The 26034-nt window shown below is 57.9% G+C and carries 21 protein-coding genes; 8 read left to right on the top strand and 13 right to left on the bottom strand.

Annotated elements, in window-relative coordinates; translation table 11 throughout:
- Window positions 1-12: 12 nt before the first annotated feature.
- From FHG12_RS20215 to FHG12_RS20205, 3 genes are all read left to right on the top strand, one after another.
- Complete coding sequence (locus FHG12_RS20215; protein ID WP_139517510.1) at window positions 13-570, top strand: hypothetical protein; 558 nt, start codon at window positions 13-15, stop codon at window positions 568-570.
- Between the two features lie 105 nt (window positions 571-675).
- Window positions 676-1677 (top strand): alpha/beta fold hydrolase, encoded by a 1002-nt coding sequence (locus tag FHG12_RS20210; RefSeq protein ID WP_139517509.1) that lies wholly within the window; start codon window positions 676-678, stop codon window positions 1675-1677.
- A gap of 83 nt (window positions 1678-1760) precedes the next feature.
- Window positions 1761-2096, top strand: a complete 336-nt coding sequence (locus FHG12_RS20205) for a hypothetical protein (protein ID WP_139517508.1) — start codon at window positions 1761-1763, stop codon at window positions 2094-2096.
- 91 nt (window positions 2097-2187) lie between these two features.
- On the opposite strand, the gene FHG12_RS20200 is transcribed toward FHG12_RS20205, so the two are convergent.
- The 11 genes from FHG12_RS20200 to FHG12_RS20150 form a co-directional block, all read right to left on the bottom strand.
- Entirely contained in the window at window positions 2188-3915 is a 1728-nt protein-coding gene (locus FHG12_RS20200; RefSeq protein WP_139517507.1) for a HAMP domain-containing sensor histidine kinase, read from the bottom strand.
- 106 nt (window positions 3916-4021) lie between these two features.
- Window positions 4022-5194, bottom strand: coding sequence for a sensor protein KdpD (locus tag FHG12_RS20195; RefSeq protein ID WP_317129685.1), 1173 nt, complete (start codon window positions 5192-5194; stop codon window positions 4022-4024).
- 9 nt (window positions 5195-5203) lie between these two features.
- Window positions 5204-6334 (bottom strand): porin, encoded by a 1131-nt coding sequence (locus tag FHG12_RS20190; protein WP_165699473.1) that lies wholly within the window; start codon window positions 6332-6334, stop codon window positions 5204-5206.
- A gap of 114 nt (window positions 6335-6448) precedes the next feature.
- Complete coding sequence (gene kdpC / locus FHG12_RS20185) at window positions 6449-7021, bottom strand: potassium-transporting ATPase subunit KdpC (protein WP_139517505.1); 573 nt, start codon at window positions 7019-7021, stop codon at window positions 6449-6451.
- Between the two features lie 78 nt (window positions 7022-7099).
- Window positions 7100-9148: a potassium-transporting ATPase subunit KdpB gene (gene kdpB / locus FHG12_RS20180; RefSeq protein WP_139517504.1), complete on the bottom strand. Its 2049-nt coding sequence runs from the start codon at window positions 9146-9148 to the stop codon at window positions 7100-7102.
- A gap of 68 nt (window positions 9149-9216) precedes the next feature.
- Window positions 9217-10917, bottom strand: a complete 1701-nt coding sequence (gene kdpA, locus FHG12_RS20175; protein ID WP_139517503.1) for a potassium-transporting ATPase subunit KdpA — start codon at window positions 10915-10917, stop codon at window positions 9217-9219.
- A 14-nt stretch (window positions 10918-10931) separates the two neighbouring features.
- Entirely contained in the window at window positions 10932-11009 is a 78-nt protein-coding gene (gene kdpF, locus FHG12_RS21430) for a K(+)-transporting ATPase subunit F (protein ID WP_139517938.1), read from the bottom strand.
- Between the two features lie 387 nt (window positions 11010-11396).
- Window positions 11397-12758 carry a sigma-54-dependent transcriptional regulator gene (locus tag FHG12_RS20165; RefSeq protein ID WP_139517502.1) on the bottom strand — a complete coding sequence of 454 codons (1362 nt, stop codon included), beginning with the start codon at window positions 12756-12758 and terminating at the stop codon, window positions 11397-11399.
- A gap of 132 nt (window positions 12759-12890) precedes the next feature.
- A complete protein-coding gene (locus FHG12_RS20160; RefSeq protein WP_139517501.1) occupies window positions 12891-14249 on the bottom strand; it encodes a 4Fe-4S binding protein in 1359 nt (452 codons plus the stop codon).
- A gap of 111 nt (window positions 14250-14360) precedes the next feature.
- Window positions 14361-14588, bottom strand: coding sequence for a hypothetical protein (locus tag FHG12_RS20155; protein ID WP_139517500.1), 228 nt, complete (start codon window positions 14586-14588; stop codon window positions 14361-14363).
- Window positions 14589-14683: 95 nt separating this feature from the next.
- Complete coding sequence (locus tag FHG12_RS20150) at window positions 14684-16021, bottom strand: NAD(P)/FAD-dependent oxidoreductase (RefSeq protein ID WP_139517499.1); 1338 nt, start codon at window positions 16019-16021, stop codon at window positions 14684-14686.
- Between the two features lie 201 nt (window positions 16022-16222).
- On the opposite strand from FHG12_RS20150, the gene FHG12_RS20145 reads away from it, so the two are divergent.
- Both FHG12_RS20145 and FHG12_RS20140 read left to right on the top strand, forming a co-directional pair.
- Entirely contained in the window at window positions 16223-16642 is a 420-nt protein-coding gene (locus FHG12_RS20145; RefSeq protein WP_139517498.1) for a hypothetical protein, read from the top strand.
- 285 nt (window positions 16643-16927) lie between these two features.
- Entirely contained in the window at window positions 16928-17662 is a 735-nt protein-coding gene (locus tag FHG12_RS20140; protein ID WP_139517497.1) for a carboxypeptidase-like regulatory domain-containing protein, read from the top strand.
- 91 nt (window positions 17663-17753) lie between these two features.
- Here the strand turns inward: FHG12_RS20140 and FHG12_RS20135 are convergent, their stop codons facing one another.
- Window positions 17754-19211, bottom strand: coding sequence for an APC family permease (locus tag FHG12_RS20135; protein WP_139517496.1), 1458 nt, complete (start codon window positions 19209-19211; stop codon window positions 17754-17756).
- A 134-nt stretch (window positions 19212-19345) separates the two neighbouring features.
- On the opposite strand from FHG12_RS20135, the gene FHG12_RS20130 reads away from it, so the two are divergent.
- Window positions 19346-22090 carry a hypothetical protein gene (locus FHG12_RS20130; protein WP_139517495.1) on the top strand — a complete coding sequence of 915 codons (2745 nt, stop codon included), beginning with the start codon at window positions 19346-19348 and terminating at the stop codon, window positions 22088-22090.
- 88 nt (window positions 22091-22178) lie between these two features.
- Here the strand turns inward: FHG12_RS20130 and corA are convergent, their stop codons facing one another.
- Window positions 22179-23384, bottom strand: a complete 1206-nt coding sequence (corA, locus tag FHG12_RS20125) for a magnesium/cobalt transporter CorA (RefSeq protein WP_139517494.1) — start codon at window positions 23382-23384, stop codon at window positions 22179-22181.
- 277 nt (window positions 23385-23661) lie between these two features.
- Between corA and FHG12_RS20120 the strand changes: the two genes are divergently transcribed.
- Both FHG12_RS20120 and FHG12_RS20115 read left to right on the top strand, forming a co-directional pair.
- Complete coding sequence (locus tag FHG12_RS20120) at window positions 23662-24663, top strand: hypothetical protein (protein WP_139517493.1); 1002 nt, start codon at window positions 23662-23664, stop codon at window positions 24661-24663.
- A 74-nt stretch (window positions 24664-24737) separates the two neighbouring features.
- Window positions 24738-26018 carry an MATE family efflux transporter gene (locus tag FHG12_RS20115; protein WP_139517492.1) on the top strand — a complete coding sequence of 427 codons (1281 nt, stop codon included), beginning with the start codon at window positions 24738-24740 and terminating at the stop codon, window positions 26016-26018.
- Window positions 26019-26034 lie beyond the last annotated feature (16 nt).

Genomic DNA, 26034 nt, shown 5'->3' with positions numbered 1-26034 from the left:
TTCTGCCTGGTTATGGGAGCCTTATTGATTGACATGTTGCAGCGAGCCCAGCGCAGCCGACGCGTGGTGGCCATGCAGTCGGGTGGCATTATGTTTTTGGGCTACGTGGTAAGTTTCAACCCGGAGCTGGTTGTGATGCGCACCATTACGCGGCAGGGCCTGCTCACGGGGGTACGCACAATCAGTCTGAACTCGGTTTCGCAGGTGCATTTCGACGACCGCTACGTGCGGCTGATCGAGTTTAAGGAACACAACCCGGAAGTTGTGTACGCCCGGGTCGGGGCTCCGGATGGGCTTGATGACCAATACCTTACTGTTCAGGCGTTGCTACAGCGTGCCCACGAGTCGCATCAGTTGGTGCTGCTCGAAACGCACTCCGACCACTCGCTCTACGGGTACGTAGTACGGCTCACCGAAGACGAGCTGATGATGGAGGTGTACACCCAATACGGCGAGCCCGACGGTCACACGGTGCTCGATACGGACGGCATCAGCAGCCTCGTTTGGAGCGACGAAGACACCCGCACCATCGAGCTGCTGATTCGGCAGCGCAACGAAGAAGAAAAGTAAGCTCGCCAGCTTGCAGCCGATGCTTTAGGCTTGGGCGGCGGCGCCCGGCCAGTGCAGCCGAAACCGCGAAACGTGCGTACTGAGGTAGGTACTCAGTTGTTTGCAATGATTCGTTTCTCGCTATTCGTACTGGCGTTGTGGCTTTCGGCCGCCGTCGGATTTTCACAAACGGCCCAAACCCCCGCGTCGCTCAACGCCACCCTCGACCGCTACGAATACCCTTTTCCGGTTAGCTTTCTGCCCCTCAAGCTCGAAGGCCAAGCCATCCGGATGGCGTATATGGATGTGCCAGCCTCGGGCAATGCCAACGGCCGCACGGTGCTGCTGCTGCACGGCAAGAATTTCTATGGCGCTTACTGGCGCGAAACTATTAAGCAATTGACCAGCAAGGGTTTCCGCGTAGTCGTGCCCGACCAGGTGGGTTTTGGTAAATCCGATAAACCCGACATTCACTATTCCTTTCACCAGCTGGCGCGCAATACCCGGCATCTGCTTGATACACTGGAGATTAAGCGCGTTGTGGTGGTCGGGCACAGCATGGGCGGCATGGTGGCCACCCGCTTTGCCCTCCTGTATCCCGAGACCGTCGAAAAGCTCGTGCTGGAAAACCCCATCGGCCTGGAGGATTACCGCGTCGGCGTGCCGTTTCAGAGCGTTGATCAGGCCGAAACCTCGGAACGGAAGAGCACGGAGGAAAGTATCCGAAAGTACCACGCCAGCTATTATCCCAACGGCTATCCTGCCGCCCACGACGAATGGGTGCGCCCCCTAGCCGCCCAGACGCGCCACCCCGACTTTCCGAAAGTGGCCCGCGCCAACGCCCTGACGTTTGACATGATTTACCAGCAGCCGGTGTGCTACGAGTTCGGCCGCTTGCAGGTGCCCACGTTGCTCATCATCGGGCAGGCCGACCGCACCGTGGTGGGCAAAGCCCTCATCAAAGACCCCAAAGTGCAAGCTGCCATGGGTCAGTATCCTGAACTAGGCAAGCGCACCGCTGCCCAGATCAAAGGGGCAAAACTGGTGCCGCTGGACAAAATCGGCCACATTCCGCATCTGGAAGCGCCGGAACAGTTTTACAAGGCGCTGTTGGACTTTTTGCAGTAAAAGATAAAAGGCTACTATGCAACGATTTAGACTTGTTGCGTATCCTTAGATGGGTTGTTTTAACCAAGCCAACCTGATCAGTTATGAAACCCTTCGGCATTTTTTTCGCCTTGGTGCTAGCGGTTTGTTCAGCCGGCGCGGCCAAGGCCCAATCGCGTGATTTTCCCGACACGCTCCGCCTGAACCCGAAGATTCCGCTGCCGTCGCACCTAAAAAATATGCTGCAGCAACCTTCTGACTACCAATCGTATAGGGCTCAGCCGTATTCCTTGCGCGTGCTGAAAGCAGAAGCTTCTCCCGACAACATGCCCGTGAGCAAAGCCGATTCCAGTCGGCATTATAGCCTGCGCATCAAGCGTTTGCCCCAGCCTCAACTGGTGCCTGATAGCAGGAGGCAGCGGCGCCCGTTATTGCCGTAATGTCTTATTTTGCAAGTGCTTACGTGAGCTGTCGCTAGGTGCGAACTAGCCACGATCGGCAGCCTACGCCTGGGAAACGTGCCTTATCAAATCAGCTGACCGGTAGCGTAAAGCGAAACGTGCTACCAGACCCCAGTTCGCTTTCCACCCACAGCCGGCCGCCTTGCGTGGTGATAAATTCGCGGGCAATGCTCAGCCCTAAGCCGGAGCCACCGCGGTAGCCGGCTTTGTCGGGAATCTGGGCGAAGCGCTGAAAAATGCGTTCGTGGTGTTCGGCGGCAATGCCGGGGCCGTTGTCTTTTACGCTGACTTGCAGCCACTTGCCCACGACTTCGGCACTCACGGTAAGGGTTTCGTCTACGGGCGAATACCGAATGGCATTGGCCAACAGATTGATCAGCACCCAGGTGGTCTTTTCTACGTCGGCGCGGGCAGCGGGCAGGTTGGGCGGCAGCTGCAAATCAAGCCGGATGTGTTTGTCAGCGAGTTGAGCCTGCACCGTATCGGTCGCGTACTGCACTACATCGCGCATTTGGGTTGGGCGCAGATCAAGCTGAATACCTGCGCCCGAGTCGAGGCGCGACACATCGAGCAACTCGCCCACCATGCGCTGCAAGCGTTGGGTTTCTTGCCGGATGCTGGCCGTAATGCGCTGACGCTCCCCAGCGGGCAGGCGGTCATCCTGCAACAGCTTCAAGTTGATGTTCATGCTGGAAAGTGGTGTCTTCAATTCGTGCGAAACGGTAGCCAAGAAGTTTGACTTCATCAGGTCGAGGCGCTTGAAATCCGAGACGTTGCGCAGCGTAATAATCTGGCCCACAAACTCCATCTGGTCGAGGGCGTCGTTGAAGGAAATCAAATCCTGCACGGCTAGGCGATAGTAGGCTTCTTCGCCGTTTTGGGCAATGGTCAGCAAGGGAGCGTCGGCTACCACAGCATCGCGGCGGGGGGCATCCAAGGGCTTGAGCAGCTCCCGCAGCAGGTCGTTTTTCTGCGCTACTTCCGCGGCGGGCCGCCCGACCAATTGCTCGGCGGGAAGGTTAAGGAGCTGACAAACAACAGGATTTGCCAGCAGCACGTCCCGGTTCTGGTCGAGCAACAGCAGGCCTTCGTCGAGGGTGTTGACAATGCTGGAGGCGCGGTTACGCTCTGTCACGAGCTGGGCTAAGGTAGAGCTGCGATAATCGTTGAGTTGCACCAGCATTCGATTAAACGCCCGCGCCACGCGGCCAAATTCATCACGACTTTCTACGGGGATAGTGGCGGTAAAATCTTGATTGGTAGCGTGTTCTATGCTCACGAATAACTTGCGCAGCGGCGTAACTACTGCCTCCGGCACGCTCAAAACCAGAAAAGAAGCCACGATGATGCTGAAAGCAATAAACGCTAGCAAATAGCGGCCGGTTTGCTCGGCGGTGCGGTTGGCAAAGTCACGTTTGGCGACCAGGGCATCCATGTTGAGTTGCACCATGCGATGGGTTTGGCGGCGGAGCTGCGCGAGCTCGCTGAGGCGTTGCGCGGCCGCGGCCGAGTCGTCGTAGAGTTGCTGGTAATCGGCTAGGTTTTGCGCCAGACTATCAACCAACTCCTTTTCGCCGGGCTCGGTGATGTTGCCGGCCTCGCGGGTGAGGTTCTGCCGAAACACCCGCAGGCCGGTTGCCACTGACGGCGGGCGCTCCATCTGGTCGAGGGCGCGCAGCATCTGCTGCCCCAGTTGCACCGTGTAAAAGTTGGCTTGCAGCACGGCACGGGCACTGCGGTCGAGGCGCTGCACCGTGTAGAAGGCGTAGCCGCCCAGCGCTACCAAGAGCAGAAGCATCGCCAAAAAGCCATTAGTGATCTTGCTTTTAAGGCTCACATTTGTAAAACTTTGATTGTGAGATGATTATGAAAACATGAGAAGCGTATCATAAAGGGACGCAAACTCAATACATGACCAAGAAGATGTCGAGGTCGGGAGAAGAGCGGGCCAGCGCGCGAACTAGGCGCTGGGTGATGTAGCGACGGGTGACTTTCTCCCAGAGGGTTTTCTCGGCAGTTGCGCCGCACACCAACAGCGTGGCGTTTTTCTCCTGCGCCACGCGCTGAATGGTGCCAACTATATCGTCGTCTTTCACGCGCAGAATCTGTGCGCCCAGCTCCGTGGCTAACTGCAAATTATTAAGGAGGTTGCGTTGCGCAGTCAGTCCAATACGGGCTGCTGATTCGTGACTCGTTTGCACGTAGAGCACGTACCAAACAGCCGCCGAAAGACGGTCGGCGAGGCGGGAAGTTTTGCGGATTATTTCCTTGGCGGCCAGGGCATTGGAGTTGATGCACGCCAGTAGGCGGTCGGTGTTGCGGTGCTCGGGCGCTACGGCTGCGCCGTGGGGGGCATTCTCGATTTGGCGGCCCAGTAAAAGAGATACTTCCTGAACGGCTAACTGACGGAGCTGTAACAAATTATCGGCCCGGAAGAAGTGCTGGAGTGCCGTTGGTATCTTTTGGGCCTCGTAGATTTTGCCCTCTTTCAAGCGCGTCTGCAATTCGTCCACCGTCAGGTCGATGTTTACAACCTCGTCGGCCCGCTTCAGCACTTGGTCAGGTACGCGCTCGGTCACGTCGGTACCCGTAATTTTCAACACCTGGTCGTGAAGGCTTTCCAGGTGTTGCACATTCAAGGCAGTAATGACCGAAATGCCCGCTTTCACTAGCGCTTCCACGTCCTGCCAACGCTTTTCGTTTTGGGAGCCCGGCACATTGGAATGCGCCAGTTCGTCGACGATCACCACCGCCGGCCGGCGCTGCACAATAGCCTGTAGGTCCATTTCTTCGAGCGCTCGGCCTTTGTAAAACAGCGTTTTGCGCGGTATTATGGGCAGGCTGCGCAGTTGGGCCACGGTGTCGGCGCGGTTGTGGGTTTCCACGTAGCCCAGCACCACATCCACGCCGTGTTGGTGCAAGCTGTTGGCCTCCTGCAACATGCGGTAGGTTTTACCGACTCCGGCGGCCAATCCCAAATACACCTTCAGCCGGCCGGGCTGCTTCTGCTGCAAAAGTCGCAGAAACCGTTCGGCCGATTGGTCGCGGGCAGCAGATGAGTCGTCGGGGGCCATCATACGGAATGCTCAGAACGAAATAGCAATGCTAGACGTCACGTTGCCGTAGTTATCCGTGGGCTGACCGTTACGGTCGAGCAAAAAGTTTTTCGGGGAGTGAAAAATGCGGCCTTCAACCCGGCACGCTACCTTGCTAACGGGCAAATAGTCAAGGTTCAACGAAAAGGATTTTACCTTGAAGTCCTCGTCGCTGTCAGCGGGTGTAATGGAACTGATAATTACGCCGTGTTCGGCATAGTAATACTCGGCACGACCCGCCACGGCCCATTTCTCGGCTAGCTTGTAGCGCAGCAAAGCCGCACCAGTGTGCCAAGTATCGGTTTTGCTGCGGTTGGCTCGCGCTTGCTTGCCTACATCAAATACCCCAACCACACTTAGGCGATCGGTGGCGGCGTAGCTGGCGTAAAAATCGTGGAAGTAGCGCCGGCGGCGCGCTACGCCTTGGGGCTGCTCGTTGCCGTAGAAGGTGCTTGAGTTAAAGAGCAGCTTTTCCGTTGGTTTCCACTGAATTTGGGTGCCTACGGCCTTGCTTTGGTTGGTTTCCTGTATGTTTTGCCACCCGTTGAGTACCAGGCCGGTCAGGGTTAGTTTGGGATCGACTTCGTAGGTAAAGCGGGCGCCAGTCTCGTAATAAGGCGAATTTTCGGCTGCCAGCGACCGGGTCAACGTCCAGTTGTCTTTGCTGATGGCCGACTCAAATCCGATGTGCGATCCGAAAATGCCAACGTCGAGCCACGCTTTTTCAAATGGCCGGAAGCCAGCATATGCTTCGTAGATGTGCTTGAAAACTTGTGGTTCGGCGGCGTAGTTCGCTTCTACATAAGAGCCCGCATGCAGACCAAATGCGCCGCGCACTTTCTCATCTTGGTAGCGCAGCCCCACGATGCCGTTGTTGATGGTGAATTCGTTTTGGCGGTTGTGGGAGTAGAGGAAACCGGGGCGCTTCTGGGTGTCGGCATGCTTGAAATCGTACCCATAATAGCCATCGACATACCCGTAGAAGGAGAGTGGGTTGGGCGGCGTAGCTTCGGGCGCAGCGGTCGGGGGCACCGCCAAAGTAGAATCGGTTGCTGGGGTAACCTGAGCGAATGCGTGGCTAGCAGCCAGTAGTAACAGGCTCAGCATTAGATAGTTTCTCATAATGAAAGCGCCCATTAGCAGTGTGAGTTGTACTCTGGGCTCGCTTGCTACGGGAAGTAGGATGAGGTTAAGTGAAAGGGCGGGAAAAATAAGTTGTAACAAGTCGCGCCGCTGCTATCTGTGGGCGCTAAGCTCGTCAAGCGCGAGGTTCAGACGAAGCACATTCACTTTTGCAGGACCAAAGAACACAAATAGCGGATCTTCGATGTGCGCGGCAACCAATGCTCGGACGCGCTCGGCGGGCAAACCGCGCAGGCGGGCTACGCGATCTACCTGGGCGTAAGCCCCAGCGGGCGACAAGTGTGGGTCGAGGCCCGAGCCGCTGGCCGTGACCAACTCGCCCGGCACCTGGCCGGCCTCTACGGTGGGGTTCTGTTGCAAAAATGCGCCGGCTCGGGTTTGCACTTCTTTCAAATAGTCGGGGTTGCTGGGCCCTTTGTTGGAGCCGCCCGAGCCGCTGGCGTTGTAATCGACGACCGACGGCCGCGTGTTGAAGTATTCGGGCCGGTCGAATTTCTGGCCGACATTGGCGTAGCCGATCACGCGGCCGTTGCGCACAAGCTGTACGCCCTCGCCGTGCCCCGGAGCAAACTGAGCAGCGCCCCACACCAAGGCTGGATATACAACGCAGCAGAGCAGCAACAACAAGAGCGAAAGCCGAAAAGCCGGAAGCAGATGAGTTTTCATGGAAAGGTTGAAATCTGAAAAGACACAATAAACTATAAGTAGTTGACTGTGAGATATTTATGATAAAGAAGATTTGTTTTACAGAAACGCTCCAACGAGTAAGTCAATCAGCTTAATGCCGAGGAAGGGCACCAGCACCCCGCCCAAGCCGTAGATCAGCAAGTTGCGGCGCAGCAGCGCCGAGGCTCCGATGGGTTGGTAGGCCACACCTTTCAGGGCCAGCGGCACCAGCGCCGGGATGATGAGGGCGTTGAAAATCACGGCCGAAAGAATGGCCGATTGCGGCGATTTTAGGCCCATGATATTGAGGGCGCCTAAGGCCGGAATGGCGGCCATAAACAGTGCTGGCACAATGGCGAAATACTTGGCCACATCGTTGGCGATGCTGAAGGTAGTGAGCGTGCCCCGCGTCATGAGCAGCTGCTTGCCGATCTCGACCACTTCGATGAGCTTGGTGGGATCGTTGTCGAGGTCGACCATGTTGCCGGCTTCCTTCGCGGCCTGCGTACCCGAGTTCATCGCCACGCCTACATCGGCTTGGGCCAGGGCGGGCGCGTCGTTAGTGCCATCGCCCATCATGGCCACCAGCTTGCCCTCTTGCTGCTCGCGGCGGATGTACGTCATCTTGTCCTCGGGCTTGGCTTCGGCAATAAAATCATCGACGCCCGCTTTTTCGGCGATGTATTTGGCCGTAAGCGGGTTATCGCCGGTCACCATCACCGTTTTGATGCCCATGCGGCGCAGGCGGTCGAAGCGTTCTTGAATACCGGGCTTGATGATGTCCTGAAGTTCGACTACCCCCAGCACCCGGTCGTTTTCCGACACCACCAGCGGCGTGCCGCCGTTCGAGGCAATGGCGGCCACGCGGTCGGCCACATCGTTGTGGTAGACGTGGCCAGCTTGTTCGGCTAGCGTGCGGATGGCATCGGCCGCGCCCTTGCGTAGGCGGGTACCGCCCGCTAGCGTGACGCCTGAGGAACGCGTTTCGGCCGTAAACTTGATGAGCTCGGCCCCGGCCAGGAGGTTTTGGAGGTGTGCGGGGTTCACCTTGTTGTCGCGGGCCAGCTCCACGATACTTTTGCCTTCGGGGGTTTCATCGCTAAGCGACGCAAGCGTCACTGAATCAATGAATTGCTGGTTATCTACGTTGGGCGCGGGCCAGAAGTGGGTGGCTTTGCGGTTGCCAATGGTAATGGTACCGGTTTTGTCGAGCAACAATACGTCGATGTCGCCGGCCGTTTCCACGGCTTTGCCGCTCTTGGTGATCACGTTGGCGCGCAAGGCCCGGTCCATACCGGCAATCCCGATGGCCGAGAGCAAGCCGCCGATAGTGGTCGGAATCAGGCACACAAACAGCGCAACGAAGGCCGAAATGGCCAACGGTGCGTGTGCATACTCGGCAAAAGGCTGCAGCGTCACGCACACGATCACGAACACCAGCGTAAACCCGGCCAGCAGAATGGTGAGCGCAATCTCGTTCGGCGTTTTCTGCCGCGACGCGCCTTCTACCAGCGCAATCATCTTATCGAGAAAAGACTCGCCCGGGGCCGTGGTCACCTGCACCACGATGCGATCACTCAGTACCTTGGTGCCGCCCGTCACGCTGGACTTGTCGCCGCCTGCTTCACGGATCACCGGCGCCGATTCGCCCGTGATGGCCGACTCGTCAATAGTGGCGAGGCCTTCGATGATTTCGCCATCTGTGGGAATAATTTCGCCGGCCTCGACCACGAAAACCTGTCCCTTTTGCAGTTGGGCCGAACTCATAGCCACCATCGTGCCGTCGGGCTGGCGGACGGTTGCAGGCGTATCCTGGCGGGTTTTGCGGAGCGAATCGGCCTGGGCCTTGCCGCGTGCTTCGGCAATGGCCTCGGCGAAATTGGCGAACAGTAAGGTCAGAAACAGTACAATGAACACCGTGAGGTTATACCCAAAGCTGCCCTGCGCCGCGTCGGGCTTGAAAAGCAGGCCCAGGGTAACGAACAACATCACTACAGTGCCGATTTCCACCGTGAACATCACCGGGTTGCGAAACAGGGTGCGCGGGTCGAGCTTCACAAAAGCTTGGCTAACAGCTTCGCGGACTAGCGCCGGCTGGAAAAGAGATTGGGATTTGGGGGTTGACATCTTCTGAACTAAAGGAAGCATGTGGTTTCGGCCGATCTGAACTGAGCGACGAGCGACAAAGAGGGGGATCAGTACAAGGTGAAATGCTCGGCCAGCGGCCCCAAGGCAAGGGCTGGGAAGAAGGCCAGGGCGGCGATAATCCAGATCACGAAAAAGACCATTGCCCCGAAGGTGGCCGTGTCGGTGCGCAGCGTCCCAACCGATTCCGGAATGAATTTTTTACGGGCCAGCAGCCCAGCGATAGCCACTGGCCCGATGATGGGCAGATAGCGCGCCAGCAGCATTACCACGCCGGTGCTGACGTTCCACCACGGCGTATTATCGCCCAATCCTTCAAAGCCTGAGCCGTTGTTGGCGGCCGAGGAAGTGTACTCGTAAAGCACTTCTGAAAAGCCGTGAAAGCCAGGGTTGGCCAGCCAACCGCTCAGCCCTTGTGGGTCGTGTGAATGCAGGTAGGCCGCCATAGCCGTGCCCGTCAAGATCAGCAGGGGGTGCAGCAGGGCAATAAGAATGGCGATTTTCATCTCGCGGGCCTCAATCTTTTTGCCCAGTAGTTCGGGGGTGCGGCCCACCATCAGGCCCGAGATGAACACGGCCACAATGATGAACACGAAGAAGTTGAGAAAGCCCACGCCCACGCCGCCATAAAAAGCGTTGGTCATCATGCCCAGCAGGGCATTCATGCCCGAAAGCGGCATGAGCGAGTCGTGCATGGCATTGACCGAACCGTTGCTGGTAACCGTGGTCTGGATGGCCCAGAGCGCGGCGGCCGGGGCACCCAAGCGTATTTCCTTGCCTTCCATCGCTCCCAGGCTCTGGTCGATGCCGAGGGGGGCAATGGCGGGGTTGCCGTGCATTTCCAGGTACACAGTAGGGAGTTGCAGCAGCAGGTAGCCGGCCGTCATTACGCCGAATACCATCCAGCCCAGCTGCGGGCGGCGCAGGTAAAAGCCAAAGGCCAGCGCCATGGCCATCGGAATGAGTACAATGCTCAGGTTTTCGACGGCATTGGTCAGGTAGGTTGGGTTTTCGAGTGGATGCGCCGAATTGGCACCGAAGAAGCCGCCGCCGTTGGTGCCCAACTGTTTGATGGCAACCATGGCCGCTGCGGGTCCGCGGCTTACGGTTACCGAATCGCCTTGCAGCGTGACAACCGGCTGCTTGGCCCGAAACGTCATGGGCGTGCCCTGGAATGCCAGTACCAGCGCCACAGCCAGCGAGAGCGGCAGCAAAACGCGTGTAAGACTCTTGACGAAATACAGGTAAAAGTTGCCCAACTTGTCGGTGCTCCGGCTTTGTAAAGCGTTGAAGACCACCACGCAAGCTGCCATGCCCGTGGCTGCCGTTACAAACTGTAAGAACATTACCACAGTCAATTGCGAGAGGTAGGTAAGCCCCGTTTCGCCGGCGTAGTGCTGCAAATTGCAGTTGACCACAAACGAAATGGCCGTGTTGAAAGCTAAATCGGGCGACATGGAGGCATTGCCATCGGGATTGAGTGGGAGGCTGCCCTGCGTACACAGCACCAGCATCGCCCACAAAAACCAGAGTGCGTTAATGGTCAACAAGGCCACCAGATGCTGCTGCCAGCTCATTTCCTTCAGGGGGTTGATACCCGCCACGCGGAAAAGCAGGCGTTCGAAGGGCGCCAGAAAGTCGGTTGGGGTGCGAGTGCCGCGGTACACAGCTGCCAGATAGCGGCCCAGCGAAATGGCCAGCAGCACTGTGCTCGCGAAAATGGCACCGATGCCCAGAAGTTCTTTAGTCATAACAGGCGAAGAAATTAGAAGCGCTCCGGGCGAAGCAACACATACACCAGGTAGCCAAACGTGGCCAGTGAAAGCAGAAATAGTGCAAGCATCATGGCTTAAGTGAGGCTAGATGTGATCGAAATAGTCCACGGATTTGAAGAAGAGCCAGAAGCCGGCAAGGCCCGCGGCCGTCAAAAGCGAAGTGAGGAGTAAAGGAGGCATGAGCAGGGGTTAAGTGAGACTAGCAAACGCATGTGCTTCTCCGAAGGCAAGCGGCGGACCTGCTTTCTAAATCGGTTGCCGATTATTTACAAATACTTGAATATCAATATGTTATGTGATAAAAAATATTTTATTACCGATGCTGGTAGCTCACGGGATCCTAGCAAAACGCTAGGGTTTTTTGCAAAACGCTAGTCCTCCATTAGGGCCAAAACGCCGCCGACCCTGCCGGTCAGGGCAGGGTCGGCGGGGGAGGCGTGGTGCGAAAGCAGGAGCTACAAGGCGTACTCCTGGATTTTGCGGTACAGGGTGGTGAGGGCAATGCCCAGCACGCGGGCGGCTTCGGTTTTGTTGCCACCGACTTCGAGCAGAACACGTTGGATGTGCTGTTTTTCGGCGTTGCGCAAACTGCGTTCGTCGTCGGAGGTGGCGCTGGAATGGCTGTTCTGAGCAGCCATTTGCAGTTCCAGCGGAAGTCCTTCGACGGTGAGCGGCTCGTCGGGCGGCGTTAAGATGGAAGCGCGCTCTAGCACGTTCTTGAGCTCGCGCACATTGCCGGGCCAGGCATATTGCTCCAGCGCGTGCAAAGCTTCAGGAGTCAGCACCAGCGGACGGCGGCGCAGCTTGGCGGCAAAATAGTGCAGAAAATAATCTGCCAGCAGGCCGATGTCGGTGCGACGGGCGCTGAGCGAGGGCACCTGTACCACCACCACCGAGAGGCGATAATACAGGTCGGCTCGAAAGTGGCCTTGTTCGGCTTCCTGACGCAGGTTGCGGTTGGTGGCGGCAACCAGCCGCACATTCACGCGGGTCGGCTTGGTATCGCCGATAGGGATAAATTCCTGGGTTTCGAGCACGCGCAACAGCTTGGCTTGCAGCGTCATATCCAACTCCCCGATTTCGTCGAGAAACAGTGTGCCGCCGTGGGCTTCGCTTAGCAAACCTTTCTTGTCGGTTTGGGCGCCCGTAAAAGCGCCTCTTTTGTAGCCAAACAATTCCGATTCGAGCAATTCCTTCGGAAACGCGCTGCAATTGAGCGCCACAAATGCCTTGGTGTGGCGCGGACTAGCTTGGTGGATGGCTTGGGCAAACAGCTCTTTGCCGGCTCCGGTCGGGCCTTCCAGCAACACGGTAGCATCGGTGAGGGCCACTTGCTGGGCCGTGCGCTTAGCTTGCTCTAGGGCCGGCGCTCGACCAATCATCGAAGCAAAGCTGTACTGAGCGCCTACTTTCTTTTCCAGTTCTGCCACCCGGCGTTGCAACCGCGCTTTCTCAGCAGCGCGATCCACGACCACGACCAGTTGGTCGTCGGAGTCGCCCTTGGTCAGGTAGTCGAAAGCGCCTTCGCGCATGGCCCGCACGCCGTCGGGAATGGTGCCAAAAGCCGTCAGCAGAATGACTTCCGCCAGCGGGGCCTTGGCCTTGTAGCGGGGCAGCAAGTCGAGTCCAACACCATCGGGTAGCTTCACATCCGACAAGATTACCAGTACCTCATCGGCATGTTGGTGCAACGTTTCGAGGCCGCGGCGGGCGTCGGTGGCTTGCAGCACCGTGTAACCTTCCAGCTCCAACATGCGGGCTACAGCTTGGCGCAGCGGCGCTTCGTCGTCGATGAGGAGCAGGGTACCAGTAGGCATTGAAGCGAGAAAGATGATGGGAGCAGGCGCCGACTCGTGGGGTTGAGTGTCTTATCGACATTTGATTGACTGTCAATGAGATAGTAGAAGGCTTGATCTGCTGTTCGAGGTTCAGAAAAGCAACTGACAAACTTACGACAACAGCCGCAGGCTATCCGCATGAATCAACTGCGAACCCGTGTACCGGCCTGCGCGCGGACCATTTTCGAGGTTGAGTACGCCGCGGGGGCACGCCGTGGAGCACATGCCGCAGCCCACGCACGAAGCCCGGATGATGGGCTCGCCGCGCTGGGCATATTGCTTCACATCGATGCCCATTTCGCACACGTTGGAGCAGTTGCCACACGAGATGCATTGGCCGCCGTTGGTGGTGATGCGGAAGCGCGAAAAGTGCTTTTGCAGCAGCCCCAGGTAGGCTGCCATCGGGCAGCCAAAGCGGCACCACACGCGGCTCCCCATTAGCGGGTAGAAGCCCACTCCAATCACTCCCGAAAACACCGAGCCGATGAAGAAGCCATAGAAACGGTACAAGCCATCGGCCACGCCAGCCAGCGGACCGCCTGGCACGTAGCGCACCACCCAGAGCATAGCGGTCAGTAAGATGATGAGCGCCAGTACGGTATAAATAATGCGCACTTCCCAACGCCAAGCTACGCGGCGCTTATCGGAAAGGTGGCGGTAGGGGTCGCCGGCGGTTTCGGCCAGGCCGCCGCAGCCGCACACCCACGAGCAATACCAGCGCTTTCCATAGAAATAGGTGAGCACGGGCGTCGCCAGAAACGACATCACTACGCCCCAAAACACCATAAACACGCCCAGCGCCTGCCCGTCTTTTACCAGGTAATCGACGCTATTGGGAAACAGGTAGTCGTATTTCAGCGGCCAGAAGTAGGTGAAATAATACTCCGGTTGCTGAAAGAAGAGCAGCACACCTGGCAAAATAAAGGCAAAGCCCAGTTGAAAAAACATCACCGACAAGGTGCGGATTACTTGGTAGCGCGAGTGGCGGTATTTCCAAAGCGCCCGGCCGCCCATCAGCAGCACGGCCAGCGTGTAGAAGGTGCCGTACACAAACCACTGATCGGCGGGCTTGTGGCGTAGGGCCTGGCTCAGCGGGTCGGCTGCCCGAATGAGGTTTTCCAGGTATTGGGGAAACCAGTACAGCACCACGTAAAAGCCGGTCAGCACCAGGCCGGTCACCCAGGCAATGGCGCCTCGGCTGGTGCTGGCCCGCAACCACAAATTGTTCTGCTTAACACCCGATTCGCCGCGCCCAAATTTGTGCCACGACCACAGCAGCGTGCCCCCGCTGACCAAGGTCAGCGCGCCATAAAATAGCAGCCGGGCGCGGTCGTGGTTTGCATCCGAAGTTGCTACCAGCAGCGCCAGTAGTCCCAACGCCACCACGGCCAAGGTGGCTTTTTCGGTGGCGTCGGCCTCGCGGACAGGAGGCTGAGGAAGTGCTAAATCAGGCGCGGCAGTGGGAGACATTGGATCTTCAATAAGAGCAAAAGATTACTGTATATAATAATTTGATAATCAGTATATTCAGTATATTATAATGATATATAAATTTAGCTTTACTCGTTTAAACCAGCCGGTCTAATGGTGGTGATGGTGACCTTCACTGGGTTTGCCGAACAGATTCATCAGAGAGCCAATGACGTAAAGTGCCGTCCAGCAAACGTATAGCCAGTCGAATCCGGGCAGCGTACGGTGCACGAAAAAATGCAGGATCACGTGTGCCGCTCCGCTCATGATCAGGCCGGTAATGGCGATGAACTGGTAGCTGTTGAGGGCGCTGGGGCGGTATAGTTTGGAGAAGTCCACGGGCAATGACGTTGAGATGATCAAAATGTAAATGCGGGTACCGAGCGGTTGCGAAGCAAAATAACTTGCAGTCGCACCCGGATAATTCCCGGACGCTACCCCAGAAGTTTAGCAAACAGCCCCTTGCGACGCTGCAGAGTTACCGGCTGCTGGGGAAATTGTTGGTTAAACTGGCGGATGACGTCGGGCTCGTATTCCCGAAAAAACTCGGGGTCAAAATTAGCAGCTCCCAAGTTGGCGAGCACCGTTTGCACCGGCGTATTGGTCCTGATCCAGTGTTCGCACACCTCGTGGCGCAGACGCAATCCTAAAGCATTGAAGCCCAACACGGCGTGATTGTGAGCGGGTGAAAAATTGATGCGCAGGCACTGCCGGCCGGTTGGGTGTTCCCAATAGAAACTTTCTTCACCCGCCGTCGGCCTCGCGGGCACTCGGCCGTAGGTTTGGTATTCGAGGTTGAAAAACTTGGCCGAGTTGAACCACACGCCTCGGCGGTAGGGCGTGGTCTGGCCACAGATCGTATGCGCGACGGCTTCTCCCTGCATGCGGCCGGTGTACCACAGCTGCTCAATGGGCACTTCGCCCGCGCCGGGCTGGCGGTGCTGAGCGCAGTCGCCGGCGGCGTACACGCCCGGGATGTTGGTTTGCAAAAATTCGTCCACCAGAATGCCGCGCTCGGTTTCCACCGGCGTATCCTGCGTTATGCTCAAGTTAGGAGTGACACCAATGGCAATGCCAACCCATTGACAATCAATAGATTCTCCTTTGCTGGTGATCACGCCCTGTACGCGTCCTTCGGCATCGCCCACAACCTCGCGTAGCTCGGTGCGGTAACGGATATCTACGTGATGCTGAGCGAATTGCCGATCGATGAGGTGCGCTTCTTCGGGCGGCAGCACGCTGGCCCAGTAGTGGGCATCGCGCACCAACACAGTTACAGCAATGCCACGGGTGTGCAGCATCTCGGCCAACTCCACCGCAATGAGGCCGCCGCCTACCACTACCGCCTGCCGAATGCCGTGCGTGTCGCGCTCCATTTGGGCCAGATCGGGGAGACCGTAGAGGCCCTGCACGCCGCGCAGGTGCTGCCCCGGCCAGCCGTGGTATTTGCTCACCGAGCCCGTGGCCAGTAGCAGCTTATCGTAGGGCAGAGCCTGGCCGGTACTTAGGTGCACGTGGCGCTTCTCCACGTCGAGGCGGGTGGCGGTGGCGTGCACCAGTTCCAAGTTATTTTCGGCCCAAAACCAATCTTCGTGCGGCTTAATATCCGGATAGCGCAGGTGGCCCATGTACACATACATCAGGGCGGTGCGCGAGTAGTGGTGTGCGCTTTCGTCCGAAACGATGGTGATGCGAGCTGTAGGCTGGAGGCGTCGCACGGTCAGGGCCGCCGTGATGCCGGTAATGCCGTTGCCAATAATAATCAGGTGCATAGAACGCGCGAACGAAAGCAAAAAGACAAAATCAAAGGTAGCCGGGTCGGGCTCTGGGTTTCTCAAGGTACTCTTTATCGCTGCATTCGGATTTTTGGCCGTGCCGCGTGCCTCCGGTTGTGGCAGCGAACCAACCCGGCTGTAGTGCGTAAGACCAAAGGCAGACAATCTCTGAGATTTCCACCCCAACGGCTTACTACTATGATACTTGATAACTTGTTTGGCAGCGACGACAACGGCAACGAAAACGAGAAAATCACCGAAAACACGCCCGTTTCCAAGAACGAGCGGCTCGAAAACGAGAAGGACTACAAGGAAGAAGAAAGCAACGGCAAAGTAGCCAACGACCCGTCGGCGTTGCGCAATACCGGCGCCCAAGGCTACACCCAGCGCAGCAATCAGAAAGACCAGCTCGAAAACCTGCACATCGGCGGCGACGAAACCCACCCCCAGGGCGGCAACGAGCACCACGACGCCGGTGAGCAAGCCCAAGGCCCTGGTTTTGAGGTCGAAGGCACGTATGAGCTGGACCACAGCGTGCGTTCCGGCGAGCAGAAATTCGGCGATGACAAGAAAACGCCGGGCGAACCATCGCACAGCGAAACCATCTCCGGCTCCTAGCCTTCAGCCCTCCACGATCGACCCCGCGCCCCAAGCGCGGGGTTTTTTGTTGCCCAAAATTTGGGTTAAAAAGTAGGGTTGGCTGCCCTACGGCAAAGTCAAGGTTTGAGCAGTGCAACTACTGGCATAATATCTGCCACACAGGTATTTGGAGATGATATCGGCATCGTTATACCTTTATCAACCTCTGAAAAGCCGATTGTCAATCTCATCATAGTTAAGTGCAAATGAATGAGTTGGCTCTGATAACCCTTTACATACTCCCTTAATTCAATCCTCCCACCTATGAGCACACCTTCTACCCAGTACGAATCCGAAACGCAGGACACCGACCAGTTGCTGGCCGAAGAGAAGCAGCTTGCTTCCGGCAACACCCGGCTGGCCATTATTGCCGGCGCCATCATGCTGCTGGCGGGCGCCAGCTATGCGTTGGTGCCATCCCAAACGGCTTCCAATGCCGTTTCCAGCATGATGCCTTCTATGGTGCTAGGCGATGCAACAGTTACGGGCACTCGCGAAGTGGCCGCGAAACCCGCTGCCCAGCCAGAAGACGAAAACACGGACGCAGCAAAAACGGCTTCTGCGCCTCTGGCAGATGCCAAAGACAAATCCAAAGCAAAAGCAGCCCCAACCGTTGCCGCTGGCAAAGCTGAGGTTGCAGAGAAAGTTGCTGATAATCAAGTAAATCGTGTCGAAGAGACCGTGAGTGCAGCCCCTGCTCAGCCGGCTCCTGCGGAAACGGTTGCCGAAGCGACGCCCGCTAACGTCACGCTTTCCGGCCGCATCCTCGACGAAGAGGGCGAGCCCCTGGCCGGTGCCACCGTCTTTCTGAAAGGCAGCAAGAAAGGCACCAGCACCGATGCCAAAGGCAATTATTCGCTCGAAGCACCTGCCGGCGACAACACCCTCGTCTATGGCTACGCGGGTTACGACGACAAAGAAGCGCACGTGCGCAACGGCGCGCCTACTACCGTCAGCCTCCAGCCCCGCGAAGACGTAAAACGCCGACGCCGCAAGTAGAAATTCGAGTTATTATTTTAACAGAAAGCGCCTCTGCGATAGCAGAGGCGCTTTCTGTTGTTTTATAGGTAAGCAATTGATTAGTAATTACTTATATAGGCTTATTGCCAAAGCGATTTCGGAAGATGAAGTACACCGGTACGCCCAGGGCAACCAAACCCAGACCGCGTTGGGAGTAAGTGGAAGTGCTGGGGTCGAGGAGTAAGATGAGGCAGAAAGCGGAGGCCAGCACCACGTACAGCAGCGGAATAAAAGGGTAGCCAGCCGCCCGATAGGGGCGCGGGGCATCGGGGCGAGTGCGGCGCAGCACAAAAATGCCAACAATGGTGATCACGTAAAACAGAATCACCGAGAACATCACGTAGTTGAGCAGCTGCCCATACGAGCCCGAAAGGCACAACCCACTGGCCCACAGACACTGGGCCCATAAGGCTACACCCGGCACGCCGGCTTTGTTGAGGCGCGCCATGCCAGGGAAAAACAGGCCGTCGGCAGCCATGGCGTAGTAGGCGCGGGCACCGCTGAGCAGAATGCTGTTGTTGGCGCTGAACGTGCTGATCATGATGAGCACGGCCATGAAATAAGCCCCCGCGCGGCCCAGAATGCTCTCGACGACGGCAGTGGCGACGCGGTCGTTGGTGGCGAACATGATGCCACGGCCTGCTACGGTCGTCGCGTTGGGGTCGCCTTGCAGGGGCAGCACCAGCAGGTACACAATGTTGATTAGGATGTAAAGGGCCGTAACAATAGCCGTTCCGATGGCCATGCTCAGCACAATCGTGCGCTGCGGATTGACGATTTCGTCGCCCGAAAACCCGATGTTATTCCACGAATCGGAGCTGAACAGCGAGCCCGTCATGGCCAACCCGATGGCCGTGATCAGTGCCCAGCCGCCGAGCGGCAGGGCAGGAGCGCCAGGTATGTAGCGCGTGGCCGTCCAGAGGTCGTGGAAGTTGAGGTCGACGGTTTGCTTGTTGATGCCCAGCGCTAGGCCAAACACAATCAGTCCAAACAACGCCACCAGCTTGGTGCTGCCGAAGATGTTGGCAATGAGCTTGCCGCTGCGCACGCCCCGCGAATTGACAGCGGTAAGTCCCACAATCAACACAATAGCAAGTAGTTGCACCGTAGTGAATTGGAAGCTGCCGACGGTGAATAGCACATGAGCTTCGCTGAACCACGGAATGAGAACGCCCGTGAACTTGGCAAACGCCACGGCTACCGCCGCAATTACGCCGGTTTGGATGACCAGAAACAGCGTCCAGCCATAGAGAAAGGCCGTCAGCTTGTTATAGGCCTCGCGCAGGTACACGTACTGGCCGCCGACTTTAGGGAACATAGCCGCCAGCTCGCCGTAGCTAACGGCGCCGGCCAGCGTGATAAAGCCCGTCACGAGCCACACCACAATCAGCCAGCCCGCCGAGCCAACTTGCCGTGCGATGTCGGCCGAGACAATAAAAATACCGGAGCCAATCATGCTGCCGGTCACGATCATAATGGCATCAAAGAGCGTAATGGCGCGCTGAAAGTGGCCTTGCTTTTCGGACATAAAGGGGAATAAGTTCGGAATGAGGGGCTGAAGATAGAAAAAACGTACTGTCGGGCTGTGCCTTGGCGCGCAACTTTCCCGCGGCTTCTGCCGAATAGCTACTTTTGCAGCCCTTGTCTTTTCACCGCCGCTTGATGTCGCAAAAGCTACTGGTGTTTTTAGTGGGTCTGCTGCTGGTTTCAGCTTTGGGCTCCTATGTGTATTACCGCCGTGCCGTGGCCGCCGTTCCCGTCGACCCGTGGTCGCTCGTGCCCGACGATGCCGTGCTGGTGATGGCCACCCGCGACCATCCCACGCTCGTGCGGCACCTGAAGGAAACCCAGCTTTGGGACAACCTAACGGCCGTCAACTATTTCCAACAAGTCGAAGACAACCTCGCGTTGGTAGACAGCGTGGCCGGGTCGCGCAACGTGGTGTTGCGGTTTCTGGGCACCAAGAAAGTGTTTACCTCGGTGCACGTGACGGGCCCGGCGAAGTTTGATGTGCTGTTTCAGGTACCCATTGGCACGGTGCGCGAGTATCGGCAGGTGCGCGGCCTCGTCGATGGCTTGGCCCGCGACGCCCGCTACCAAGTGGCTACCCGCGACTACCGTGGCGAGCAGCTCACCGACGTCCGCGACCGCCGTACGGGCTCCGGCATGACGTTCTTCAACTACCGCAATCACTTGGTAATCAGCGCCAATGCCGAACTGGTAGAAGGCGTTGTGCGTCGGCTCGAACATCCGGAAGCGCCTACCGTAGCCTCAGAATTCCAATCCACTGATTATCTGCGTCTTAAAGATGTGGATGCGGCGTTGCTGATTAATTACCGGCGGCTGCCGCAGTTTTTGGGCGTGTTCTTCCGCTCCGAGTTGGGGCCCGACTTGGCTGCGCTTACCAGCCTGAGCCGCAATAGCCTCATGGAAATGAAGCTGATTGGTAACAGAGTGTTATTCAACGGCTTCGCCAACCCCGAAACGGCCCGCGATGCGCTGCACCAGCAGTTGCGGGGCCAGTCGGCGCAGCGGTTGCGCATGGCAGAGGTGCTGTCGTTGCGCACGGCGCTGCTGGTGCATCTGGGGCTTGACAAAACGACGGTACTGCGCGAACCACGCCAAGCGGCGCCCGCCGCCGACACGCTGGGCGCAACCAGCGGCCCGCTCATCGACAGCCTGGCTGTTTCGCTGTCGCAGGAAGCGGCCTTGTGCTATTTGTCGTCGGTGTCGGCGCGGCAGAAACCGGCCAAACTTGCTTTGGTGTATTGCGAAACTCCGGCGCGCGTAGGCGCCTTGCTCGGGCAGCTGCGGCGGGCGGTAGGCGCCAGCCCTTCGTTTGAGCGTGTGGGCCCGTATCAGATTCACCAAACCGGCGTACCCGAGCTACCCGCGCGACTACTCGGACCGCTGTTTTCCAACTTTGGTACGGCCTCGGTAGCGCAAGTGGGTAATTATCTGGCGTTTGCCGAAGACCCAGCGGCCCTGCGCCTCTGGCTCACCGACGTAACGGCAGGGGAGGTCTGGACGCGCTCACCGACGCAAGTAGCCTTCCTGCAAGACACTCAGCCCCTCGCTCGCCTCAGCGTGTTCATGGACACGCGCAATTGCTGGAACGTGCTGCTGCGCGCTTTGGTAGAAGACCGCCGGGCCGGCTTGTTGCGCAACGAAACGCTGTTCAAACGCTTTCCCCAGATCGCATTTCAGTTCGTGCCGGCCGCCAACGAATCCGAGGCGGATGCGCAGTATTTTACGCAGTTTGTGTTTCGCCATCCGGCCTCCGGACCCGCCGTTGCGCGGCCCCAGACCCAGACCGAAACCGGTACTTTGCTCGCCTTCAAAACGCCCCTGAGCAGCGCTCCCACGCTGGTGCCCGTTTCGGGCGCGCGTACGCCGGGTGTGCTGGTACAGGATCAGGGGCAGGTGCTGCACTACATCACGCCCGACAATGTAGTGGCGTGGTCCGACTCGTTGGCGGGCGCGGTGGTCGGCAGAATTAAGCGCCTGTCGCTGCCGGGAGGAAACGCGGGTACTTTGTTTGCTACTCCTAATCGTTTGCACCTGCTCGGCGACCAGGGCCAGGAACTAGCCGGGTTTCCTTTGAATATGCCTGACACGGTGCAGGTTACCGCGCTGGCAGTTTCGCCTTCCGATGGCCGCAGCGCCCCGCGGCTGCTGGTGAGCGGCCGGAGCAGCAACCTTTTTCTCTACGACACCAACGGCAACACATACGCCGGTTGGCAACCTAAACAGCTGGATTTTGGCTTGGCTGCTCCGCCTCAACTGCTGGTCGTGGGGGGGCGCGATGTGGTAGTAGCCCTGCTCGAAAACGGCTACATCTACGCTTTTGATCAGCAGGGCGGGGTGTATCCGGGGTTTCCCATCAGCGTTGGCGCGCGGCTGCACTCGGGCGCCTTTGTGGAAATTGGCCCGACACTGCGGCGCACGCGTCTGACGGTCGTCAGCCAACACGGCGAGCGTGTGAGCTTCAACCTCAGCGGCGACGTGGTCAGCCGCAGCCGGGTAGCCACCTGGAGCCGTAATTCGGTCTTTCGGGTAGTGCCCGATCAGCAAGGCAAAAGCTATACGGTGTTACGCGAACAGGGCGGCCTGACGGATTGGTTTGACCCTTCGGGACAGGCCATTCTCTCCAAAACCTTCGTGACTTCCGCTCTGAAATCGGCGCAGTATTTCAACTTCGGTAACGGCCACCGCGTATTTGCCCTCACCGAAACCGGCCCGCATAAAGTGTATCTGTTCGACGCCAAAGGCCGCTTCGTAGCCAACCAAAGCTTCGACAATAGCGCACCCGAAGTTGGGCTCGAATTTGATGCCGCTGCCAACACGTACCAGCTGTATCGTGTAGTCGGCAACGAGCTTCGGAGGACTGCTTTGAAATTGAATTGATCATTAAAGCCAATACATATAACTATTTGATTATCAAAGAGGTATATGTATTGGCTTTTGAGTTGGCTAGACGGTTAATTCTTCACGATCAGTTATTGGTCAGCCAGCCTTTTCGATAAAAATACACCAGCTGCACAATGACAATGAGCAGCAGCACACCAATCAAAATCGGGTAGCCCAGCGGGTGATAGAGCTCGGGCATGTTGAGGTAATTGATGCCGCCATTAGGGTTTTCCCGCTGAAAATTCATGCCGTACAGCCCGACTACAAAGCTCAGCGGAATGAAGATGCTGCTGATGATGGTCAGTACTTTCATCACCTCGTTCATGCGGTTGCTTTGGTTCGACATGAACAGGTCCACGAGGCTGGTGACCGATTCGCGGTAGCTTTCGGCCAAGTCCATGGCTTGGATGGCGTGGTCGTAACAGTCTTTGTAAAAGACCTTTATATCGTCGGGCACGATGTCGTCGGGCAGGCGCAGAATCTCGGCAATTTTGTCGCGCTCGGGGTACACGAGGCGCCGGAAGCGCACGATGTCTTTCTTGATGTGCAGGATGCGACTGAGCATGCGGCGGTCGGTGCGGCCGTGGAAAATGCGGTCTTCCAAGGCCTCCACATAGTCGCCAATGGCGGCCATGGTGGGGTAATAATGATCGAGAACCACGTCGGTGAGCGCGTAAGCCAAGTACAGCGACGAATACCGCAAAATGTGGCTCATGCCCGACCGGATGCGGTTACGAACTGGCTCAAGGCAGTCGTCGTAGTCGTCCTGAAACGTGAGCACGTAGTTGGGCCCGGTGAAGATGGAGAGCTGGTCGTCGTCGATTTCCCACTGCGAGGTAAAATCCGTCATGCGCGACACCATAAACAGGCGGTTCTTGTCGAATATCTCCACCTTGGCCCGTTGGTAGTCGCCCAGCACGTCTTCCATTTGCAGCGGATGCAGGCCAAAATCGTTCATGATCTGCTCCATCAGGGGCAGGTCGTTGTAGCCGCGCACGTCAATCCAATGGCGCCGTTCGGGGTTCTCGCGCACAAACGCAAGCAGCGCGTCGTAGTCGAAATACTCACGCTCCTGGAAGAAATCTTCGTCGTAAGAAATCAGAAAAAGGCGCGGATTGAGCGAGCCGGGATGGATTTGCAGGGTGCCCGGCCGCTGGCCCACGCTCTGCATGTGCGCCTGCCGGGTGGCATCCCGATCGGAAACCCGGATGCGGCCTTCCGCAGAACCGTTGGTGGCATCGGCATCGGGGAGGGGTATGGAAACCGCAGGATCGGAGGTCGAAGAAGTCATAGGAGCAAGCTAAGCAGCCAAAAAGGAAGGGGAGCTGAACAGGAAGCGGCAAACGCGTGCAGAAGCTGCGCACGGGCCTTTCCAAAACTGGCTTTTTATTTTGAAGAAAGCATGAAGTCGGGTGGAGCCCATCCCAAACGGGCCAGCGGGCCGTAGGTTTCGGCGTGCAAATACACCAGCCCTTTGCCAGTGACCAGCCGAAGCTTTGGGCAACGAATAGGGCGGACTCAGCGGCGCATTTCCCGTACTTTCGTGGCTTCGAAATCACTTGTTGCCCGTGAGTTCAGCTCCTGTTTTCTCCCACTGGTTTTCCCTGGCTGCGGCTGACAGTCGTTATGGCGTGCGGCTGCACGTCGGGCCGACAGTGCCCGCGCCGTTGCGGCCCTTCGCTTTCGAGCCCTTTCTGTTTTTAAGGCCCGAACATCTGAATTTACAACCATTTGAGGGTGAGATATTTGCGTTTTATCTGGAAGATAGCAAAACCCAGCAAACCGTAGCCCAGTGGCATACGTTCGTGGCTACCGGGGCGGAGGTGGCTTACAGTCCGTGGCAGGCACCTTTCGGGTCGTTGCAACTGGCCGCAGGTTTGGAGATAGCAGCGTTGCGGGCTTTTGTAGAAGCAGCGCGCACCGAACTGGCGCAGCGTGGCATCCGACAAATTCGCCTCAAGAGTTACCCATTTGCCTACGACCCGGCCGCTAGCGCCCTGCTCACCGATGTGCTTGTGCATCAAGGCTTTCGTGTGACGCTGGCCGAACTCAACAACCAGTTGCCGCTGGCGCGGGATTTTCGGGCGCATCTGGTTACGGCGCAGGAGCTGCGCCTGAAGCGATGCCACCGCGCGGGGTTCGTGTTTGAGCAAGAATCGCCGCTGCTCCTAACGCCGGCACACGCTTTTATCAGCGCCTGCCGCCGCGAAAAGGGCCACAGCGAGCCCCTATCGCTGGAACGCTTGCAAGAGCTTTTTGCCAAATTCCCGCGCGACCATTTCCTGTTTTCCATCCGCGACGCTGCGGGCGAATGGGCCGCTTTGGCCATAGTGGTGCAGATTAGTAGCAAGGTACTGTACAGCTTTTACCTAGCTAGTCCCTTGTCTTACAACCTGTTCAGTCCGGTGGTAATGTTGCTGGAAGGCATCCACGGCTTCGGCCGGGCCAACGGCCATCGCCTCCTCGACATCGGCACTTCAACGCTGCCTACAGGCCTGAACGCGTCGCTGCTGGCTTTTAAGCGCCACATCGGCGGAGTGCCCGGTCTGAAGCTTACTTTCGAAATTTAGCCCGGCATTGCCACGGGCAGTTGCTTGCGCAGCGCGTACTTTTAACCCCGATGTTGCCCGTACCTCCGCCTGTTGTGACTAAGCCCGAACCGCGCGCTACCGTGCTGGGCCGCTTTCTGCGGGGCTCGCTCGGCTCCGGGGTAGCCGTACTCGCCCGGGCAGCCGGTGCCCTGACAGTCAATAAGTTGCTGGCTGTGTACGGTGGCCCCGGTGGTCTAACGCTGCTGGCGCATTTTCAAAACCTGATGGCCCTGTTTACCACGCTGCCCAACGACGGCGTGCACGTTGGCTTGGTTAAGTACCTGGCGCCATTGCCCACGGGCTCGCGGGGCTATCGGCGGTGGTTGCAAGCTGGTATAGTGCTGAACATCAGTATCTTGTTTTTGGGTTGCCTGCTGTTGGTGCTGGTGCCGACGCCGCTGGTGGGTGTGTTTCACCCGTCGGCAGCCTGGGTAGTTTTGTTTGCTGTCGGCATTGCCTTGCTCACAGCATACGGGCTGCTGGTATCGGTGCTGCTAGCCGCCGGGGAGCTGCGCGTGTACGTGGGGTTGACGGTGGCACTCAGCGGGTTAGGGGCCGGAGCAGTGGCATTGCTGCTAGCCTTGCACGTGCCGCACCTCGAATGGGTGCTGTTGGCATATCTGCTGGCGCAAGGCCTGACGTTGGTGCCCGCCCTGCGTGCGTGTCGGCGCCTGGGGCTTTTGCGCGGGGTTGGGCGGGGGCGGGTGAGCCGGCCCGCCTTGCTGTTGCTGGGCAAATTCCTGCTGATGGCCCTGAGCGTGCTGCTGTTCGGCAAAGCCGTAGATTTTGCGTTGCGGGAAGTGCTGATCCGGCGTTTCACCCTGGGCCAGACCGACTTATGGCAGGCCGTGGCCAAGCTTTCCGACAACTACACGATGGTGTTCTCAGCGATCATGAGCAGCGTGTACTACCCGCGGCTGGCCGCCCTGACAAACCATCCCGCCGCTCTGCGCTCCTACGTGCGGACGGTGCTGCTTCTGCTGGCGCCGGTGCTGGCCGGCGGGCTGGGCGCGATTTATCTGTTGCGCGACTGGCTGTTGCCTCTGCTGTTTGAGCAGCATTTTGCCGCCGCGCGCGGGCTCCTTGCTCCCCAACTAATCGGCGATTGGGCTAAATTTCTGACCTGGGTTTTGCTTTTTTTGCTTACGGCCCATGCCCAGGTTGGGCGTTACGTTGCTGCCCAGGTGATCTCAGCAATTTTATATGCCGGACTGTTGGCTGTGTTGCTACCACACTACCAACTGTTGGGGGCACCGTTGGCGCATGCTGCCCGCTTTGGCATCTTGCTCATAGGCTACGGTATCTACTTTCAACGGTACTGGAAGCATGCGTAACAGAGTATGATGAGGT

This window comes from Hymenobacter jejuensis, from assembly GCF_006337165.1.
Classification (GTDB): Bacteria; Bacteroidota; Bacteroidia; order Cytophagales; family Hymenobacteraceae; genus Hymenobacter; species Hymenobacter jejuensis.
Note: the sequence above shows the minus strand (reverse complement) of the source record. Positions and strands in the feature narration are given on the sequence as shown.

Coding starts and splice junctions, on each gene's coding strand:
- FHG12_RS20215 (WP_139517510.1), top strand. CDS start 13: ATGGGAGCCTTATTGATTGACATGTTGCAGCGAGCCCAGCGCAGCCGA.
- FHG12_RS20210 (WP_139517509.1), top strand. CDS start 676: ATGATTCGTTTCTCGCTATTCGTACTGGCGTTGTGGCTTTCGGCCGCC.
- FHG12_RS20205 (WP_139517508.1), top strand. CDS start 1,761: ATGAAACCCTTCGGCATTTTTTTCGCCTTGGTGCTAGCGGTTTGTTCA.
- FHG12_RS20200 (WP_139517507.1), bottom strand. CDS start 3,915: ATGCTTCTGCTCTTGGTAGCGCTGGGCGGCTACGCCTTCTACACGGTG.
- FHG12_RS20195 (WP_317129685.1), bottom strand. CDS start 5,194: ATGATGGCCCCCGACGACTCATCTGCTGCCCGCGACCAATCGGCCGAA.
- FHG12_RS20190 (WP_165699473.1), bottom strand. CDS start 6,334: ATGAGAAACTATCTAATGCTGAGCCTGTTACTACTGGCTGCTAGCCAC.
- kdpC (WP_139517505.1), bottom strand. CDS start 7,021: ATGAAAACTCATCTGCTTCCGGCTTTTCGGCTTTCGCTCTTGTTGTTG.
- kdpB (WP_139517504.1), bottom strand. CDS start 9,148: ATGTCAACCCCCAAATCCCAATCTCTTTTCCAGCCGGCGCTAGTCCGC.
- kdpA (WP_139517503.1), bottom strand. CDS start 10,917: ATGACTAAAGAACTTCTGGGCATCGGTGCCATTTTCGCGAGCACAGTG.
- kdpF (WP_139517938.1), bottom strand. CDS start 11,009: ATGCTTGCACTATTTCTGCTTTCACTGGCCACGTTTGGCTACCTGGTG.
- FHG12_RS20165 (WP_139517502.1), bottom strand. CDS start 12,758: ATGCCTACTGGTACCCTGCTCCTCATCGACGACGAAGCGCCGCTGCGC.
- FHG12_RS20160 (WP_139517501.1), bottom strand. CDS start 14,249: ATGTCTCCCACTGCCGCGCCTGATTTAGCACTTCCTCAGCCTCCTGTC.
- FHG12_RS20150 (WP_139517499.1), bottom strand. CDS start 16,021: ATGCACCTGATTATTATTGGCAACGGCATTACCGGCATCACGGCGGCC.
- FHG12_RS20145 (WP_139517498.1), top strand. CDS start 16,223: ATGATACTTGATAACTTGTTTGGCAGCGACGACAACGGCAACGAAAAC.
- FHG12_RS20140 (WP_139517497.1), top strand. CDS start 16,928: ATGAGCACACCTTCTACCCAGTACGAATCCGAAACGCAGGACACCGAC.
- FHG12_RS20135 (WP_139517496.1), bottom strand. CDS start 19,211: ATGTCCGAAAAGCAAGGCCACTTTCAGCGCGCCATTACGCTCTTTGAT.
- FHG12_RS20130 (WP_139517495.1), top strand. CDS start 19,346: ATGTCGCAAAAGCTACTGGTGTTTTTAGTGGGTCTGCTGCTGGTTTCA.
- corA (WP_139517494.1), bottom strand. CDS start 23,384: ATGACTTCTTCGACCTCCGATCCTGCGGTTTCCATACCCCTCCCCGAT.